Consider the following 16,569-nt stretch of genomic DNA (forward strand, 5'->3'; position numbering starts at 1 on the left):
AATGGCGTTCTGCGTTTGTATTTATTTAATAGAGTGCCACCCTTTTGGGAGGCGATAGTTCATTAGCACTTCTGTTTCATCCATGCGCTCTTTCGTATAAGAAGATACATTTGTTAAAAACTGATCAATGTAACCAGGGTGGCACATGATCTCTACACTTTGCTGGTTGGTGTGGTCGTTTAATATTTGATTAAGCATTTCCTCGTTTACACCTTGTTTATAAAAGCGTGCGTCAAATGCTTCAGTCAAATAATCTACACCGTTTGGTTGCTCTTCAAACGCGTTGCGCCACGGTAAGCCATATGCAGTCGAGAGCGTTTCAATAGCTGACCGTAAATGAGACCAGCCGTGTATATGGTGATGACTGTCCAAATGTGATGGTGTCAAACCAAAGGAAAGAAAGCGTTCAATTTGCGCTGTCCATTCACGTACAACTTCTTCGGGATCAATTAGCGTTTCATTACGTTGGTCTGCAAGTTTACGGAAGGAATCATTCTTTCCTATTAATGAAGGAACACGGTCTGAGACTGGGCTACCAATCGTTAGCGCAAGATGAATACCGGTTTGAAGCGTTGGATGTGCTTTAGCGAGTTCAACGGCATGCATGGTTCCAGGTGCATTTACGAGCATTGTAGCCGAAGCGACAACACCATTTACGTGGCTATCGATAATGGCGTGATTGACGCCGCGACATAATCCAAAATCATCGGCGTTAAATAGAACAGTTGGCATAAGAGTTGGCTCCTTTAATTGTTTATTCGTACACGCGCTCAATCTGAAAGCTGGCACGTTCACCGTGGAAATAGGTTTGTGAATATTCGACGATTGTCCCATTCTTTAGGAAAGCGGATGTTTCTAAATAAATGCAAGGTGTGTGTTCTTCGCATTGCATATGCTCACAGACATCCCCTTCCATCGTGGCAAGTTGTAATTGTTCTTCGGTACGGGCGATGTGCACTTGGAAATCGGTACGCAAGGCAGAGTACAGAGATTGTTGGCACTGCGTTTCCGTTAAACCAGGTGCAAGTGACCATGGAAGAAAAGCGGTCTCGTATTGGAGCGGTTTGTTGTCGCCAAAGCGAAGCCGGACAAGTTTGTAAACGGGGGCGTTGGCCTCTGTTTTCAAGATGGTCGCAATTTGTTCGTCTGCTGGTACCAGTTGTAATGACAATACTTTAATCTGTGGGTGTTTGCCTTGAGAAGTAAGCTGTTCATTAAATGAAGTAATGGTTTGCGACAAACTCGTTTTAATTTTTGGCTCAGCTACAAAGGTACCCCGACCTTGGCGCCGATAGACATAGCCTTCTTGACTAAGCTGTTGCAGGGCGGCGCGAATAGTTGTACGACTTACACGATACGTATCGCAAAATTCCGCTTCTGTCGGGAGCTGAGACTGTACCGGGTATTCCCCTGACTTGATTTGTTTAATGATTTGGTCTTTTATTTGCTGATGCAAAATCGCTTCCTTGTGCAGGGGGGCCATGTGCAAAAACTCCTTTTTTATGTTGTCCTCATTGTATCATAAATGATGGTGGAAATTCACATAAAGGTTATGACATTTGTGTCGAAATGATTTATTATTGTAATAACAAATAAAGCTAGACAAATGAAATTTGTTATGATAAATTGTAGTTGTGCTAGAGAAAACGGTTTCAATTAATCGATTTGTACCTACAAAAGGTAAGTTGTATCAAAGGAGGGCTTATGTTGGCGTTAAAAGTTGTCATCATCGGCGGAGGTTCAAGCTATACGCCAGAGATCATTGAAGGACTGCTTGATCGATACGAGAGTTTCCCAGTAAACGAAATTGCTTTGGTTGATATTGAACAAGGGAAAGAAAAACTGGGAATTATAGAGAAGTTAGCGAAACGGATGATTGCAAAAGCGAACAAACCGATCGCATTAACGGCAGGATTTAATCGACGCGAGGCGTTAAAAGGGGCCACATTTGTCACGAGTCAAATCCGAATTGGCGGTTTGAAAGCGCGGGAAAAAGACGAACGAATTCCTTTGTCTCACGGGGTTCTTGGTCAGGAAACAAATGGTGCAGGTGGTGTTTTTAAAGCACTTCGAACGATTCCGGTTTTGCTTGAAATTGCTGAAGACATGGCTAATATTTGTCCTGAAGCGTGGCTGATTAATTTTACGAATCCGGCGGGCATGGTAACGGAAGCTTTATTAAAGCATGGTCAACATAAACGTGTTGTTGGTGTGTGCAATATCCCGTTTAATATGAGAACCGGTGTAGCAGAGGTGCTAGGTTGCTCTGTAGAAGAAGTTGAAATTGAATTTATCGGTTTAAATCATTTTGTATTTGGTCGACGTGTGACCGTGAATGGGGAAGATCGAACAGAAAAAGTGCTAGAAAAGCTTCAAGATCCAAACAATCAATATTCACCAGCAAACATTGTATCAGAAGGCTGGTCTAAAGCGTTTCTGTCTGCATTTCACATGCTACCAAACCCTTACCATAGCTATTATTTTAAAGGGGAGGACATGCTTTCTAAAAGTTTAAAAGACTACAAAGAAAATGGAACTCGTGCAGAAGTTGTCCAAGAAGTTGAAAAGGAATTATTTAAAAAATATGAGAATGAAGCACTTGATGTGAAGCCAGAAGAGTTGGAACAGCGAGGGGGAGCTTATTACAGCGATGCTGCTTGTAGCATTATGACGAGCATTTTCAACAATACCAATGACATACAGACGGTTAATACGCTAAATAACGGAACGATCTCGGATCTTCCTGATGATGCAGTCATTGAAGTGAATGCACTGATCGGCAGTCAGGGACCACGTCCACTTAGTATTGGGAAACTTCCATTGTCTGTAAAAGGGATCATTCAGTTAATGAAAAATTTTGAAGAACTTGTCATTGAAGCAGCAGTGACGGGTAACAAACAACTTGTTTATCAAGCGCTTGTCATCAATCCGTTAGTGCGGGAAGAGCAGCTTGCTGAAACATTGCTAAATGAGTTGATGGAAGCACATAAAGACGAACTTCCGCAATTTTATTAAAAAGCCTAGTTTAGGGGGATTTACCATGATGGAATGGATGGAGAAGCACTTTATCCCGGTTGCAGGGAAGATAGGTGCGCAACGTCATCTTGTTGCAATACGAGATGGATTTGTTAGTGTAATTCCGCTAATTATAATTGGTTCTTTTGCTATTTTGCTTAATAATTTTCCTTTACCAAATATTGACCGTTATCAAGCGTTTATGATGGGTATTTTCGGTGAGAACTTTACCATGTTTGGCGGCAATATATGGGACGCTTCTTATGCCATCTTGGCCGTGTTGGTAACAATGTCAATTTCGTATCACTTGGCGCGGTCTTACTCAGTAGATGGTCTCTCAGCAGCGATTCTGTCCGTTTCCACGCTCGTTATGATCTCACCTTTTACTGAGGACTGGGGTCTATCGCTTGCTTGGACAGGTTCTCAAGGCTTGTTTGTAGCTTTGTTTAATGCGTTAATTATTACGGAGTTGTTCCGGATTCTTGTTAACTCTCGTTTTACTATTAAAATGCCCCAAGGAGTGCCAGACGGTGTCACAAAATCATTCCGATCGCTTGTGCCGTTTCTCATCATCCTTATTGGGGTTAGCTTATTCCAAATGTTTATGACGCTTGTTGTAGAAACAAGTGTACACGAATTAATTTTCAACTGGATTCAAGCGCCATTGTTAAAGCTATCAAACTCATTGCCAGCCGCACTTATTGTTGTGTTTTTTAATCACTTTTTATGGTTCTTTGGGCTTCATGGTACAAACATTATGTCCCCTGTTATGGAAGGCGTTTACTTAACAGCCAGTATCTCAAATACCGAACTGGTTCAGGCGGGGGCGAGCATTTTTAGTAACGAGTTGGCAATTGTCACAAAAGCTTTCTTTGATGCTTATGTGTTTATGGGCGGTTCAGGAACAACACTTGCGCTGATTGCCGCGATTTTCATAGTTTCCAAAACGTCTCATTATCGTACGGTCGGAAAACTAGGTGGTCCAGGTGCCGCATTTAACATTAATGAACCGATTATGTTTGGTATGCCAATCGTCTTAAATGCATCTTTGTTTATCCCATTTATTATCATCCCAATTCTTTTAACAGTCATCTCGTACTTTGCGATTTCACTAGGTTTTGTAGCAAAAACGGCAGTCGCGATCCCATGGACAACACCGCCGATTATTAGTGGGTTTCTCGTCTCTGGTCACTGGTCGGGCGTTGTGCTGCAACTGTTTAACTTAGCGCTTGCAACACTCATTTACATTCCATTTATTAAAGCGTCAGAAAAGGCGCAAGAAAAGATTCAACAAGACCAATAGAAGTTATAATAGAGAACAGAGGAGTGGTCAATATGCAAACGCTTGAAGAAGTCTCGTTTCATATCATTTTACATGCTGGCAATGCCCGTTCGTTCGCAATGGAGGCAATTCATGCCGCGAAAGCAGGAGAAATTGATTCAGCTGAAGAAAAATTGAAAGAAGCAGATAAAGCTTTTGTGGAAGCCCACCATGCACAGACAGCGCTTTTGCAACGAGAAGCGCAAGGGAGTGGTATTACACCATCCATTCTGTTAATTCACGCGCAAGATCATTTAATGACATCGATGACAGTCAAAGATATGGCTGTTGAAATGGTTGAACTATATCAACGTTTGCCGAAAGGGGTATAACCAATGAATATTTTACTCGTATGTTCTGCAGGAATGTCGACAAGTATGCTCGTCTCAAAAATGAAAGAATCCGCAGAAAAACAAGGTCTTGACCATGAAATTGATGCTGTCTCTGCATCACAGTTAAATGAACATCTTGAAAAAACCGATGTCATCTTAATTGGACCACAAGTCCGTTACATGCAAGCACAAATTACGAAGCAGGCTGAGCCTCATGGCATTAAAGTGGACCTCATCAACCAAATGGATTATGGCATGATGAAAGGCGAAAACGTATTAAACCAAGCAATCAAGCTAGGGGAAAAATAAGTGACCAAAGACCGTGCAAAGATGCCCGGTCTTTGTTTTTCTATAGATAACTAGGAGAAGACGTCGCGAAAGGGGTGAATAAATTTGTATAGGAGAACTGCTACCGAATGCAAAACGTTCTTTTTGTCCGATTTCTATAACCAGCTCTTCCATTAAAAGAAGGTTAGGTGATGACAATGAGGAAAAAATGTATCCAAATTCTATTCAGCTTCATACTTGTAGTCGTGATATCAGGCATTTCATCAAGTATTGCCGCTGCGGCGCCATCGTCTTTTCAGGTGGATTTTAACCACAGGAACTTTGGTGATATCTATACTCGGAGCATGGCAAACGCCGACTTTGGGGATGTCTCTTATTTGGATACATTTTATTTCTCTACTTTTCATGGAGGAAATGATCCAAGCTGGGCGCCAACAAGCACCGTATATGCTAGATTTGACGACAGTGATTGAATTAATGAGTTGTCTAAAAAAGGGTTTTATCTGCTTTAAGATAAAACCCTTTTTTTGATCAGAATGAGACGAACGGTTAAAAAAATGTAGCCCGTTACGCTGAAATGTTTTCCTTTTGAACGACAAAAGTCTCTACCTTTTAATAAACAGGTCTCTTTCTATGTAGAGTCACTTTAATACTGCGATAAAAGTTATGACAAGTTTCAATTCTAGTGAATAACAATCCTGTATTACGCTACCTAAAACCAGTGCACTTACTCGTTTCTAAATAAAGTGTTTGTCTCTTTCAGATAATGTTGTATAATCTATTGAGAATGAATTTCATTACTGTTTAGGGGAGTACATAAAATGAAAAAACATAATTGGATTTACGTAAGTTTTGGTTTGATCTTGTTAACTGCTTGTGGAAGTGGGGATGCTCAGGAGGCTAGTGGCGATAAGGAACCTACTCAAAACGGGGACGGCATTACTGTTACCGATATAAATGGTACGCAAACATTTGAAGAAGTTCCTAAACGTGTTGTGTCACTTGAATGGTCTTACACCGAAAATCTTTTAGCACTTGGTGTACAGCCAGTTGGGGTGGCGGATATTGAAAATTATAATAAATGGGTCGATGTGGACGCAGAACTTTCAGGCGATGCGGTTGATGTGGGTCTAAGAACGGAGCCTAACTTAGAGGCGATTGCCGAGTTGGAACCCGATCTTATTATTACAGTTGGCAACCGTGGTGAGAACATTGATGAAGAACTGAAAGCGATTGCTCCAACGCTATTATTTAATCCTTACCCAGAAGAGGGAGAGGGTTTGAGTCAATATGAAGAAATGGAACAAACGTTTAAAGAGATGGCAAAAGTGCTTGATGCAACAGAGCAAGCCGAGTCTGTATTAGCCGATTTGGAAGCTACTTATGCGAATGCTGAAAGCGAGATTGATGATCTTGGGCTTTCAACAAAAGATTTTGCCTTAACGATGGCATATTCGGACAATCAAGCACCAGTTTTCCGCCTTTCAACTCCAAATGCGATGGCAGTAACAGTGTTAGAAAACATGGGATTAAACAATGTCTATGATCCTGGGAATTTTGAGTTATATGGTTTTTCTACAGTTGGAGTAGAAGAATTAACAAAAGTTGAAGACGCAAATCTTATTCATATCGTGCAAGATGACGACAATGTTTTTGAACAACAGCTTGCTGATAATGCAGTTTGGACCGATCTTACTTTCACAAAAGAAAATCGAGTATATGCCCTTGGGGGAGATGCATGGCCTTATGGTGGCCCGTTATCAGCAAAGACTTTGGTTGAACGAACGCTTGAAGCGTTAAACGAATAAGATGGTGTTTTTAAAGCGGGCGATCGGAAATCCGTTTGTGCTCTTAGCGGTTGGTGTCGTATTATTGGCATTTGTCTCCGCGCTCCATTTAACACAAGGCCATGCCGCCATAAGTTGGAGAGAGCTCCTTGTTGATTCATGGTCTGATAGCCGTACCCAAGCTATACTCTTCGGCGTCCGCTTGCCGCGGGTAGTAATTGGCGTTTTAGCAGGGGGAGCGCTAGCTATGGCGGGATTGTTATTGCAAACGCTAACGAAAAACCCCCTCGCTTCAGCAGGTACGCTAGGAATCAATGCTGGCGCATATTTGTTTGTCGTTTTAGGAGCCGTATTTTTCCCGGCAATTGGCGCTTTTCATCCTTTTCTTCTCTCATTTTTAGGCGCTGTTTTTGCGGCTATTCTCGTATTTAGTCTCGTTGGCAGAGGGATGGAACCAGTACGAGTTGCGTTGACTGGTATGATTGTGACGCTTCTTTTTGGAGCCGCAACAAGTGGTATTCAATTAATGTTTGAGCAAGAAACTAATGGTTTGTTTTTATGGGGAGCAGGAACACTTATCCAAAATAATTGGTCGGGCGTCTCCTTTGCATGGCCATTTATTTTAATAGCTGGTGTAGCCGCTATTATGGCTGGCAAGAAGTTTGACCTCCTTTTACTAGGGGATGAAGCGGCTGCTGGCTTAGGCGCATCGGTACGACGTATTAAACTAATTGGCTGGGCGGTTGCTATTGTGCTCGCTTCAGCAACCGTTAGTGTCGTAGGACCAATTGGATTTATTGGTTTAATGGCACCTCATATTGTCCGGTTGCTACATGTACGGGGACACCGGATGCAATTGATTCACGCTTTTGTTTGGGGGGCTTTCCTCCTTATTGCTGCTGATGTGCTTGCACGGTTTATTCAACCAGGGAGCGAAATTCCGGTAGGGGCGGTCACCGCTTTAATTGGCGGACCTTGGTTAATGTACTTGGCTTACAAAATGGGAAAACAATATAGTGGTGGGAAACAAACGCTTGGAGGGAAAAAAAGCAAGCTTCGTTTCCCGGTCCTGCTTTTATTGTTTTTCCTTTTAACACTTGTAATTGCCGTTTTTTCTCTTTCCTATGGTGGGGGGCGCTTTTATTCCTTGTCAGAATTGGTCTCTGGTAGCCTTTGGCACCAGACAGCTTTGCAATTTAGATGGCCTCGCGTCCTTGTTGCTTTTATGGTTGGAGCCATTCTTGCTTTATGTGGCGCTCTTTTACAAAGTGTATTACGTAATCCGTTAGGCGACCCTTCCATTTTAGGGATTACATCTGGTGGGGGAGCAGGGGCGCTTGCTGTGATGGTGTTACTTCCTGCGCTCCCTTATGCTTTTGTTCCAGTTGGTGCTGTTATTGGCGCTGGAACAGCGATTGGCATCATCTTGCTTGTTACAAAACGTTCTGGTTGGGAACCTATATCACTCGCTTTAATGGGAGTGGCCGTATCCGCTGTCGGCTCAGGAATTATTCAAATTCTTACAGTGAAAGCGAGTGTAGGAGTGGCACCAGTTTTGTTATGGCTTGCCGGGACTACCTATGCCATGAGTTGGCAAGACGTTTGGTTCTTGACAGCTGTTATCCTTTTCATTGTTCCGCTTAGTTTTTTGTTGACGAAGCAGTTGGATGTCCTTGCATTTACAAACGATGTGTCTGTTGTGTTAGGGCTTAAAGTCCAGTTCGTTCGAGTGTGTACCTTATTGCTTGCCGTAGCAATTGGTGCAGCTAGTGTTGCGGTTGTTGGCGCAATTGGCTTTATCGGGTTGCTCGCACCACATGCAGCACGTGGGCTTGTAGGGGTGAAGAGCCGCTATGTCTTGCCTATGTCTATGGCAATTGGCGGAACATTGCTTATAGCAGCTGACTTTCTCAGCCGATTTATGCTGTATCCTAAAGAAATTCCATCTGGCTTACTTGTGGCGTTAATTGGAGCACCTTACATCCTTTATATTATGAGGAAGATGTAAGTACAATGGAATCTGGAAATCAACGTTTGACGTTTTTTCAGACGTTGTTTTTAAAAGGTATAATTGATTAAGAGAAAGACTTGAATGAACCGGAATCGTATACAGAAGAAAAAAATGAAGAAACAAAGGAACAGATGAGATTGATTACAAACAAAAACTTGTATAATGCGAACAACATGAATGAAATGGAACATTTCCGTTCAAATTTTAAAGAAGCACAATTCTTAGCTTTTCCAGAAGAGCTTCCATTGCTACTCTTTATCCAAGCAGATAATTCAGACGTAGAAGGGTAGATTCCGCTGCATGAAGAACAAGTAGAAAATTCTTTACATGGCAAGATGATGTTGGTTGAAGGAGAGCATTACTTGCATCATACGAAATCAAAAGAAATGGTTGAGAACATGAGAGCATTTTTGCGGGAAGTAAAATAAGAAAAAAGAGCATTTTTCTCTAATGAAAAGTGCTCTTTTATTTGCGTATCTTTTTCTCTTTACTTTTAAGCAATTGTAGATTAAGAGCATTACAGCAATCATTTATTGAAAAAAAGAGCCTGTCTTAAGACAAGCTCTCTTTTAATACTTCTGGTGTCTGATCCCGTTCTTCCATTACTTTCAAAGCCAATGTATTTAAAAGGCTAACTGGCTTGCTGTAATGAGGTTGGAAAAAGAAATCACTAAAGGCTAAGTCAGTTACCGTCATGTTCTGCTGGATGCTAATTGACAATGTGTTCATCAGCTGTGTCATATCAGCTTTACTTATTACTTGTGCGCCGATGATGCGCATGGATTCATGCTCATACACAAGCTTTACCTTTACTTCTTCAGCAGTGGGCATAAAGGTTGGACGCACATGATCAACAAGTGTGAATGAACGCACGTCGAGTCCATACATCGCAGCACTTTCTTCGGTTAAGCCAGTGGACGCCATGTTCAAATCGTATAGCCTTAGAGCAGAGGTTCCTTGCGTCCCTTTATAGGCAATTTTAGGAGAATTAATGTTATAAGCAACGAGTGTCCCCATTTTAGTCGCGTTTGTTGCAAGTGGAATATAGGCAGCATGTTGAGATGAATTGTGAAATACTGCACAATTATCACCAGCAGCAAAAATCGCACTGTTGCTTGTTTGCATATATTCGTTTACAAGCAATGCGCCGTTTTCCATTGTATCGACCTTATCTTTAATTAGATCGGTTTGTGGTCTAAATCCAACACAAAGCAAAACAAGATCAACTTCATGCGTTTGTTTACTTGTATGAACAGCTTGAACGTAACCACTGTAATTGCCTTGGAAGGCTTCCACTTTTTCACCAAGTGCAAGGTTTACATCATGTTCGACCAATGTTTGTTCGACTTCATCCGTGAATTCTCGGTCCAAATATTTATTTAGTACGCGGTCAGCGCCTTCAATAAATGTAACATCTTTTCCGTACGCCTCAAATGCTTCAACAAGCTCAACACCAATGTAACCAGCACCAATCACAGCAATTTTTTTTGCGTCTGTTGCTTTTTCGATAATCTGTTGGGCTTGATGATAATTCTTACAAAGCTGAATGTTTTTTAAGCCAACTCCTGGAATAGGAGGGACAATCGGTTTAGAACCAGTTGTGAAAACAAGTTTATCGTATCGATCAGTAGACTCTTCATCCGTTGTTAAATTGCGAACATGCACTTCCTTATTGTCTGTATCAACAGCAAGAACGTCATGTTTCACATGCATAGTAGCACCTAGTGCAGTTAATTCATCAGGGGAGGAATAAAATAAATCTTCCGCTTGTTTGACGACACCCCCGACGTGTAAGGCAATCCCGCATGATAAGAAAGAGACGTTATCATTTCGTTCATATACCGTAATTTCCGCATCCGGGTGAAGTCTTGTTAAGTTTTTAACAGCAGTAGTACCAGCGTGAGTACAACCAATCACAATGATTTTCATAAAGTAAGTTCCTCCTAAAATTAATGTGAAATGCTTCACAAACTATAGTAAAAAAAGAGTTTCTATTTCAAGTCATTTATTGTGAAATAATGAGCAAAGTGAAGGTTGGTTCTTCATTTGCTTTAAATACATCGTATCACATTGTGAATTATTGAGCAAACTTTATTTATCAGTTTCTTGATTTAGAGAAAAAAGAGCCTAATGAAAGGCTCTTATCACTAGCGTCTAGACGTTCGAAGGATGGAACTAACAATAAGAACGAGGATAATCGCCCCAATTAAAGCCGGTAAAAGGGAAAAACCACCTAGCGCTGGTCCCCAGCTCCCTAATAGAAACGTACCTAGACTTGCACCAACAAATCCAGCGATGATGTTACCGATGATTCCAAATGGCACACCTCTTCCTGTGATTCCCCCTGCGGCCCAACCAATTAAACCGCCTACAAGTAAACTCCATAATAAACCCACATTTATCCCTCCTTTGGTCATTCTTAATAAGCATATGTACAAGTTGAATGTTAAAAATAGGAGATAAAATAAAAAGTGAACTAAGAGTAGTAGAAAAGAAAAAAGCTACAACATAGTAGCTTTTTCTTTTCTACTCCTATGAACGGACACTACCAGACTCGACAACTTTAGGTGTGTGGATAAAAGTTGAAAACAAATAACGCACGATTGGACCAACAATGAGCAATTGCAAAGGCATTGCAAATACAAAATTTTTAAGAGCAGTCGTAAAAAATGCAGCAATAAATGATTGTCCACCTAACCCATTTATATAGTAAGCCGTTGCAACACCATACATAGACATAAAAAACACCATTCCAATGACCATACATAAGGCCATCAAAAGAATTGTAAAAAGCTTACTGGATCGGATAAATGGTAACGAGTGGACAATGCGCCCAGCGACTGGACCAACAATAAACGATTCTAGTAAAAAAGCAATAACAAATCCAAGCGCCAGTTGAAAGAGAACACCGATAACCGATATTTGACCAAGTAATCCATTAATTAGTAGATTGTAAAACGTCATCGCAATAACCATTCCCGTGCACATCATAAGTCCAAAATAAACATGTTCTTTTTTTGTTGTTGGCAAAACTTCTCATCCCTTCTAATCAGTACTTCGTAAGTATAGCGATAAGAGGGTTTGTTTCATAAGTGAACGTTTTGTGAACGTTTAAAGTGGAGGAAGAAATGATGTGTAACATATTTTGCTATGTTGTTGTCGTATAATAGGAAGTAGATTTGATGAAATGGAAAAATGTTATGTAATCTTTATTACATAGGATCCATATAGGGGGGAGAAAAACATGAATTATACAATTAGAGAGATGCAGGAAACGGATATAAAGTCCGTTCAGAAGGTAGCGAAAGTAAGTTGGAATACGACCTATGAGAACATGATTCCGGTCGACATCCAAGATCGTTTCTTACAGGCAGCATACAGCGAGGGGCGGATGGTTAGTCGGTTAAAACATTCGAGTTTGTTTGTTGCAGAAAAAGAGAATCAAATTGTCGGATTTGCTAATTTCTCTCCTGTAAATGAAAAAGGAGAGGTCGAGTTAGGAGCCATCTATTTAGAACCAGCTTATCAAGGAAGAGGAATCGGTTCAGCATTACTTTTAAAAGGAATTGAAAAATTGTCTGGAGTCCAGTCTGTTTTTATTGATGTTGAAAAAGAAAATAGGGTTGGAATTCGGTTTTATAAAGCGAAGGGGTTCAAAACCGTTGCAGAATTTGAAGATGTGCTTGAAGGGCATCGTTCAAAAATGCTGCGAATGATATTAGAAGTCTAATTTTAGTTTAACAAAGAGAACAAGCAGCTACTACTACGCGTTGTAGCTGCTTGTTTATATGTTTCGCAAGTCAATTTGTTAAAGCAAGTAAGGCAAACTCATAGCCAGTTGGTAAGGTGTCAACGGGCACGCTGTTGCCGGTGTTTCGATTCAAAAAGCGGATAAATACTTGCGAGGAGTCGGCATAACCATAGTGAGCAGCAATGCCATTTGCGCTAACGAAACTTTCGTTCACGAATATGGCTGGTTGACTGACTAAGTTTGCTGGAAAAACAATATGCAAAGCGGTTCCTTCGTCGACTGTTTGAATAATTGGATTCCCTTGTAAAGCGACAAACTGGTCGACTTCTTTTTTAACAACTGTTTGAAAGGTTGTTGGGAGAGGAGCCGGAAAAAGAGAACGGACACCCACGGTGAGTCCGCGAATCATATACTCCGCTAACGTTAAAACACCTGTACCAATTGAGATGCGGTAAAACCCTTTCTGACGAATTGGGTGTGTCCGTTTGACTTTCGTGAATGTCGCTGTAGCTCCAACCTGTTCCGAATACATCACAATGGGATTGGCGAAATTTTTATCTTCAGCTTGTTCAATTACCAAGTTAATTGACGAGCCAAGGAGCAATGCAACCTCAAATGTCACATCTAAAAAATCACCAATTTGTCGTGGTCCCAAATTGAATTGAAACCCCATTTTTTGATTGCCAGGTGATGATCGCAGATGGGCAGCTTCTACTTCGTCATTAAATGTCCATTCATTCTCTCCTGGAGGACCTGTTACGAAGCTTGTTGGCTTCATTTGGGCATAATGTATAAAATGTTTTTTCGTTGCAGATGTATATACGGTTTTATGCAAATTAGTCATGAGTAACCCCTCCAATTAAATGGTCGGTGCTGATATAATCGACCCCCGCGTTGATCAACTGTTGTGCTTCTGTTGCATTGTTTACCGTCCACGTATTTACAATAAGGCCGGCGCGATGTGCTTGTTCAATTAGAGGCTTGGTTAAGCGTGTGCGATTTGAGTCAAAGCCCGCATTCCCTAGCCTTTTGATTCGCTCAATGTTGTCATCTGTAATATCAGCAAGAAACTGGATAGGCAGATACGGGTTAAGTCTACGGATGTTCTCGAGTACTTCATAACTAAATGAAATGACAATGCATTTCGTTTCAAGTCCCAACTTTTGGACATCTTCAATTAAAGTAAGGTATTGTTCTTCGGTGTATGAGCCTGATTTAATTTCAATGACAGGCACGATGCCAACTTGCTTGCACGTAGCGAGCACTTCAGAAAGTGTGGGTACTTGAAGATGAGGATAACGCTCCACATTGTTGCCGCCAGTGACGGATAAGGCACGAATGCGCTCAAATGTCATATCTGATACGCGCCCTGATCCGTTGGTAGTCCGATCAACGGTCTCATCGTGAATGACGACCCACTTTCCGTCGCTAGTAACGGTTGTGTCAAATTCACCGCCCCAAAAGCCGGCTGCTCCGGCAAGTTCATAGGCAGGCAGGGTGTTTTCTGGTGCCGCACCGCTAAAACCTCGATGCGCAACATAGCGAACACTTCCACTGTCAAATGCTTCCCCGTCGTATCCGGTTGGAGAGACGAGTGATCGTTTTTTTGTTTGGTTCATCTTCATTTCCTCCTTATTTAGTTTGCGTTGTTTCGCTTGCAAGTTGAAAAGAGGAAGAAGTGTGTAAAAAACAAAAAAGAAAAGAGGGTTCCCTTTTTCATTGTTTGTAAAGGAAAAAGAAAACGAATTTATAAGTGGTGTGACAAGCGGTTTATAGGTGTAGAAGGCGGGGCATCTTTACAGAAAATGAACAAAAATAAGCGTGCCTGCCTTTCCTAAAAAGAGGGGAAAGGCAGGCACGCTATTTTGTGAAGCGGTAGAAAAAACATTAACCTTGGTTGTTTACAGCCTCAGCGTTTAGGAGCACTTTTTTCAGATGCGTTAAATCATTGGTTAAATGATCAACCATCACTTGTTTTGCTGCTTGTTTGTCACCATTTTTTATTTCTGCAAAAATCAATTTGTGTTCGCTTAAAATCTCGGAGGCACGGTTATTTCTGAAATTAAGGACTCTGCAAAAGTAAATCAAGACATTCACATTATCGAGCAGGGTGCTCAGGTGACGGTTGTTGCTTAAATCCACAAGCAGGTGGTGGAAGTTTTTGTTTAACTCAATAATCGTTTTTTCTTCTGCCTTGCGATTAATTGCGTCCTCTGCTTGCTGAAGTTGCGTTTCAATCGCAAGTAGATTATCTTTATTTGCTTCTTCAATAACCCGTTCAACGGCGAGTGACTCAAGCGCCATTCGAATTTGATAGATTTCTTCTACATCTTTAATAGACAGTGTGTAAACGGTAAAGCCGTTTTTGTCGTCGGCGATAAGCAAACCATCTTTTTCGAGTAAACGCATCGCTTCTCTTACAGGTGAACGGCTGACACCAAAGTCTTTTGCAAGCTGCGTTTCATTAATTCGGCTTCCTTGTTGCAATGTCCCTTCAAAAATCATTTTTTTAATTTGGGAGTAAAACTGTAAATAATAAGGTGTGGGCTTGCTTACTTTAAACTCAGTCATGAAAAAGCTCCTCTTTAAAAAATGAACACGTTGTCTCTGGAGAGGAATCTACCTCTACTCACATAGAAAGCATATCTCAGTTTGTGAGACGTGGCAATAGGAGTCAATACCAACTTGCGGATAAGTGAGAATGGTAGTATAATTCTATCAAATCGACGGTCGACCGCCGACTAAACTTAATTCAAAACAAAATAGGTTGAGGAGGATGTATCATGAAGGATTTGACGATTGCAAGTATCCCGGGGGATGGAATTGGCAAAGAAGTCGTGCCACAAGCAGAACGTTTATTGAAAGCGGTTGCGGAATTACACGGGGGGATAACATTTGATTTCACTTCATTTCCATGGAGTTCAGACTATTATGTAGAGCACGGTATGATGATGCCAGAAGACGGTTTGGAACAATTAAAGCCTTTTGATGCCATCTTTTTAGGCGCAGTCGGTAACCCGAATTTGGTTCCAGACCATATATCATTATGGGGCTTACTAATTAAAATTCGACGTGAATTTGAACAAGTAATTAACATAAGACCTGCTAAGGTGCTTCAAGGAATTCAGTCGCCTCTTGCGAATCCAAAAGAGTTTGATTTGCTTGTTGTCCGTGAAAATAGTGAAGGAGAGTATAGTTCTTCAGGTGGACGAATACATAGTGGGGAAGACGAAGTCGCGATTCAAAACGCAATTTTCACACGCAAAGGAACAGAGCGGACGATGCGTTATGCGTTTGAGTTAGCGTTAAAACGAGGGAAACAGGTAACAAGTACGACGAAGTCAAATGGCATTATTCATTCCATGCCGTTTTGGGACGAGGTTTTCCAAGAGGTAAGCAAAGATTATGAAGGAGTACGAACGGATTCACAGCATATTGATGCGTTAGCCGCTTTTTTTGTAACGAAACCAGAGCAGTTTGATGTCATTGTTGCTTCCAATTTATTTGGGGATATACTAACGGACATTGGAGCGGCAATTATGGGAAGCATCGGTATTGCTCCAGCAGCGAATATAAACGTAAATGGCAAGTACCCGTCGATGTTCGAACCTGTTCACGGTTCTGCTCCTGATATTCTTGGCAAAGGCATCGCCAATCCAATAGGTCAAATTTGGACGGCAAAATTAATGCTTGATCAGTTTGGGGAAACCGAGCTTGGCACACATCTGCTTGAATCCATTGAAAAAGTGACAAGCAAAGGGATAGTAACTCCAGATCTCGGTGGTTCTCATTCGACAGAAGAAGTCACTTCAGAAATCATTGCGACCTTATTAAATAAGAAACAGTATTCATAACTGAGCGATTATGACGAAACAAAAGCGAACAAAACTATTACAGTTCCACCGTTATGGTTATAGAGAGAAAAAGCAACCTAGCAATTGCACCAACCATGGATGGATGACACAATGCGATTGAACGCAATCATTAATCCAGTACAAGTAAACCTCTGTATATTTGCCTGCTGTTTCATACGTAATACTGTCTATGATTACTAGATGCATAGA

17 protein-coding genes and 1 pseudogene are annotated in these 16,569 nt (G+C 41.2%); 10 read left to right on the forward strand and 8 right to left on the reverse strand.

Annotation, left to right across the window (positions count from 1 at the left end; translation table 11 throughout):
- Positions 1–21: 21 nt before the first annotated feature.
- Both chbG and BK584_RS22635 read right to left on the reverse strand, forming a co-directional pair.
- Positions 22–732, reverse strand: coding sequence for a chitin disaccharide deacetylase (gene chbG / locus BK584_RS22630; RefSeq protein ID WP_169871474.1), 711 nt, complete (start codon positions 730–732; stop codon positions 22–24).
- A gap of 22 nt (positions 733–754) precedes the next feature.
- Positions 755–1,483: a GntR family transcriptional regulator gene (locus tag BK584_RS22635; protein WP_078394798.1), complete on the reverse strand. Its 729-nt coding sequence runs from the start codon at positions 1,481–1,483 to the stop codon at positions 755–757.
- Positions 1,484–1,707: 224 nt separating this feature from the next.
- On the opposite strand from BK584_RS22635, the gene BK584_RS22640 reads away from it, so the two are divergent.
- The 8 genes and pseudogenes from BK584_RS22640 to BK584_RS25220 form a co-directional block, all read left to right on the forward strand.
- Complete coding sequence (locus BK584_RS22640; protein ID WP_078394800.1) at positions 1,708–3,015, forward strand: 6-phospho-beta-glucosidase; 1,308 nt, start codon at positions 1,708–1,710, stop codon at positions 3,013–3,015.
- A gap of 25 nt (positions 3,016–3,040) precedes the next feature.
- Positions 3,041–4,318 (forward strand): PTS sugar transporter subunit IIC, encoded by a 1,278-nt coding sequence (locus BK584_RS22645; RefSeq protein ID WP_245808950.1) that lies wholly within the window; start codon positions 3,041–3,043, stop codon positions 4,316–4,318.
- A gap of 32 nt (positions 4,319–4,350) precedes the next feature.
- Complete coding sequence (locus tag BK584_RS22650; protein WP_078394802.1) at positions 4,351–4,668, forward strand: PTS lactose/cellobiose transporter subunit IIA; 318 nt, start codon at positions 4,351–4,353, stop codon at positions 4,666–4,668.
- A gap of 3 nt (positions 4,669–4,671) precedes the next feature.
- Positions 4,672–4,977, forward strand: coding sequence for a PTS sugar transporter subunit IIB (locus BK584_RS22655; RefSeq protein ID WP_078394804.1), 306 nt, complete (start codon positions 4,672–4,674; stop codon positions 4,975–4,977).
- Positions 4,978–5,147: 170 nt separating this feature from the next.
- A complete protein-coding gene (locus BK584_RS22660; protein WP_078394806.1) occupies positions 5,148–5,429 on the forward strand; it encodes a hypothetical protein in 282 nt (93 codons plus the stop codon).
- Positions 5,430–5,777: 348 nt separating this feature from the next.
- Positions 5,778–6,764, forward strand: coding sequence for an ABC transporter substrate-binding protein (locus BK584_RS22665; protein ID WP_078394808.1), 987 nt, complete (start codon positions 5,778–5,780; stop codon positions 6,762–6,764).
- Positions 6,765–6,768: 4 nt separating this feature from the next.
- On the forward strand, positions 6,769–8,751 hold the full coding sequence (gene fhuB / locus BK584_RS22670) for a Fe(3+)-hydroxamate ABC transporter permease FhuB (protein WP_245808951.1): 1,983 nt from the start codon (positions 6,769–6,771) through the stop codon (positions 8,749–8,751).
- Positions 8,752–8,864: 113 nt separating this feature from the next.
- Positions 8,865–9,182: pseudogene (locus tag BK584_RS25220) on the forward strand (alpha/beta hydrolase); the annotation flags it as partial.
- A gap of 124 nt (positions 9,183–9,306) precedes the next feature.
- Here BK584_RS25220 and BK584_RS22680 read toward each other — a convergent pair.
- The 3 genes from BK584_RS22680 to BK584_RS22690 all read right to left on the reverse strand — a co-directional run bounded on the left by BK584_RS22680 (position 9,307) and on the right by BK584_RS22690 (position 11,784).
- Positions 9,307–10,683: an FAD-dependent oxidoreductase gene (locus BK584_RS22680; protein WP_078394814.1), complete on the reverse strand. Its 1,377-nt coding sequence runs from the start codon at positions 10,681–10,683 to the stop codon at positions 9,307–9,309.
- Positions 10,684–10,901: 218 nt separating this feature from the next.
- A complete protein-coding gene (locus BK584_RS22685; protein ID WP_139365743.1) occupies positions 10,902–11,150 on the reverse strand; it encodes a GlsB/YeaQ/YmgE family stress response membrane protein in 249 nt (82 codons plus the stop codon).
- Positions 11,151–11,286: 136 nt separating this feature from the next.
- The gene (locus tag BK584_RS22690) at positions 11,287–11,784 is read right to left on the reverse strand and encodes a DUF2798 domain-containing protein (RefSeq protein ID WP_078394818.1); all 498 of its coding nucleotides are present in this window, start codon (positions 11,782–11,784) and stop codon (positions 11,287–11,289) included.
- Positions 11,785–11,998: 214 nt separating this feature from the next.
- On the opposite strand from BK584_RS22690, the gene BK584_RS22695 reads away from it, so the two are divergent.
- Positions 11,999–12,484, forward strand: a complete 486-nt coding sequence (locus BK584_RS22695; RefSeq protein WP_078394820.1) for a GNAT family N-acetyltransferase — start codon at positions 11,999–12,001, stop codon at positions 12,482–12,484.
- Positions 12,485–12,554: 70 nt separating this feature from the next.
- Here the strand turns inward: BK584_RS22695 and BK584_RS22700 are convergent, their stop codons facing one another.
- From BK584_RS22700 to BK584_RS22710, 3 genes are all read right to left on the reverse strand, one after another.
- The gene (locus BK584_RS22700; protein ID WP_078394822.1) at positions 12,555–13,349 is read right to left on the reverse strand and encodes a hypothetical protein; all 795 of its coding nucleotides are present in this window, start codon (positions 13,347–13,349) and stop codon (positions 12,555–12,557) included.
- Positions 13,342–14,124: a glycerophosphodiester phosphodiesterase gene (locus BK584_RS22705; protein ID WP_169871475.1), complete on the reverse strand. Its 783-nt coding sequence runs from the start codon at positions 14,122–14,124 to the stop codon at positions 13,342–13,344. Before BK584_RS22705 ends, BK584_RS22700 begins: the two co-directional genes overlap by 8 nt.
- Before the next feature lie 268 nt (positions 14,125–14,392).
- A complete protein-coding gene (locus BK584_RS22710; RefSeq protein ID WP_078394826.1) occupies positions 14,393–15,076 on the reverse strand; it encodes a GntR family transcriptional regulator in 684 nt (227 codons plus the stop codon).
- A 212-nt stretch (positions 15,077–15,288) separates the two neighbouring features.
- Here BK584_RS22710 and BK584_RS22715 point away from each other — a divergent pair, with 212 nt between their 5' ends.
- The gene (locus BK584_RS22715) at positions 15,289–16,359 is read left to right on the forward strand and encodes a tartrate dehydrogenase (protein WP_078394828.1); all 1,071 of its coding nucleotides are present in this window, start codon (positions 15,289–15,291) and stop codon (positions 16,357–16,359) included.
- Positions 16,360–16,569: the final 210 nt, after the last annotated feature.

The sequence above is a fragment of the Shouchella patagoniensis genome (genome assembly GCF_002019705.1).
GTDB lineage: Bacteria > Bacillota > Bacilli > Bacillales > Bacillaceae_D > Shouchella > Shouchella patagoniensis.

What these genes read in the sequence shown, in the direction of transcription:
- BK584_RS22710 (WP_078394826.1), bottom strand. Translation starts at nt 15,076, where the DNA reads ATGACTGAGTTTAAAGTAAGCAAGCCCACACCTTATTATTTACAGTTT.
- BK584_RS22700 (WP_078394822.1), bottom strand. Translation starts at nt 13,349, where the DNA reads ATGACTAATTTGCATAAAACCGTATATACATCTGCAACGAAAAAACAT.
- BK584_RS22715 (WP_078394828.1), top strand. Translation starts at nt 15,289, where the DNA reads ATGAAGGATTTGACGATTGCAAGTATCCCGGGGGATGGAATTGGCAAA.
- BK584_RS22655 (WP_078394804.1), top strand. Translation starts at nt 4,672, where the DNA reads ATGAATATTTTACTCGTATGTTCTGCAGGAATGTCGACAAGTATGCTC.
- chbG (WP_169871474.1), bottom strand. Translation starts at nt 732, where the DNA reads ATGCCAACTGTTCTATTTAACGCCGATGATTTTGGATTATGTCGCGGC.
- BK584_RS22650 (WP_078394802.1), top strand. Translation starts at nt 4,351, where the DNA reads ATGCAAACGCTTGAAGAAGTCTCGTTTCATATCATTTTACATGCTGGC.
- BK584_RS22705 (WP_169871475.1), bottom strand. Translation starts at nt 14,124, where the DNA reads ATGAACCAAACAAAAAAACGATCACTCGTCTCTCCAACCGGATACGAC.
- BK584_RS22695 (WP_078394820.1), top strand. Translation starts at nt 11,999, where the DNA reads ATGAATTATACAATTAGAGAGATGCAGGAAACGGATATAAAGTCCGTT.
- BK584_RS22680 (WP_078394814.1), bottom strand. Translation starts at nt 10,683, where the DNA reads ATGAAAATCATTGTGATTGGTTGTACTCACGCTGGTACTACTGCTGTT.
- BK584_RS22635 (WP_078394798.1), bottom strand. Translation starts at nt 1,483, where the DNA reads ATGGCCCCCCTGCACAAGGAAGCGATTTTGCATCAGCAAATAAAAGAC.
- BK584_RS22645 (WP_245808950.1), top strand. Translation starts at nt 3,041, where the DNA reads ATGATGGAATGGATGGAGAAGCACTTTATCCCGGTTGCAGGGAAGATA.
- BK584_RS22665 (WP_078394808.1), top strand. Translation starts at nt 5,778, where the DNA reads ATGAAAAAACATAATTGGATTTACGTAAGTTTTGGTTTGATCTTGTTA.
- BK584_RS22660 (WP_078394806.1), top strand. Translation starts at nt 5,148, where the DNA reads ATGACAATGAGGAAAAAATGTATCCAAATTCTATTCAGCTTCATACTT.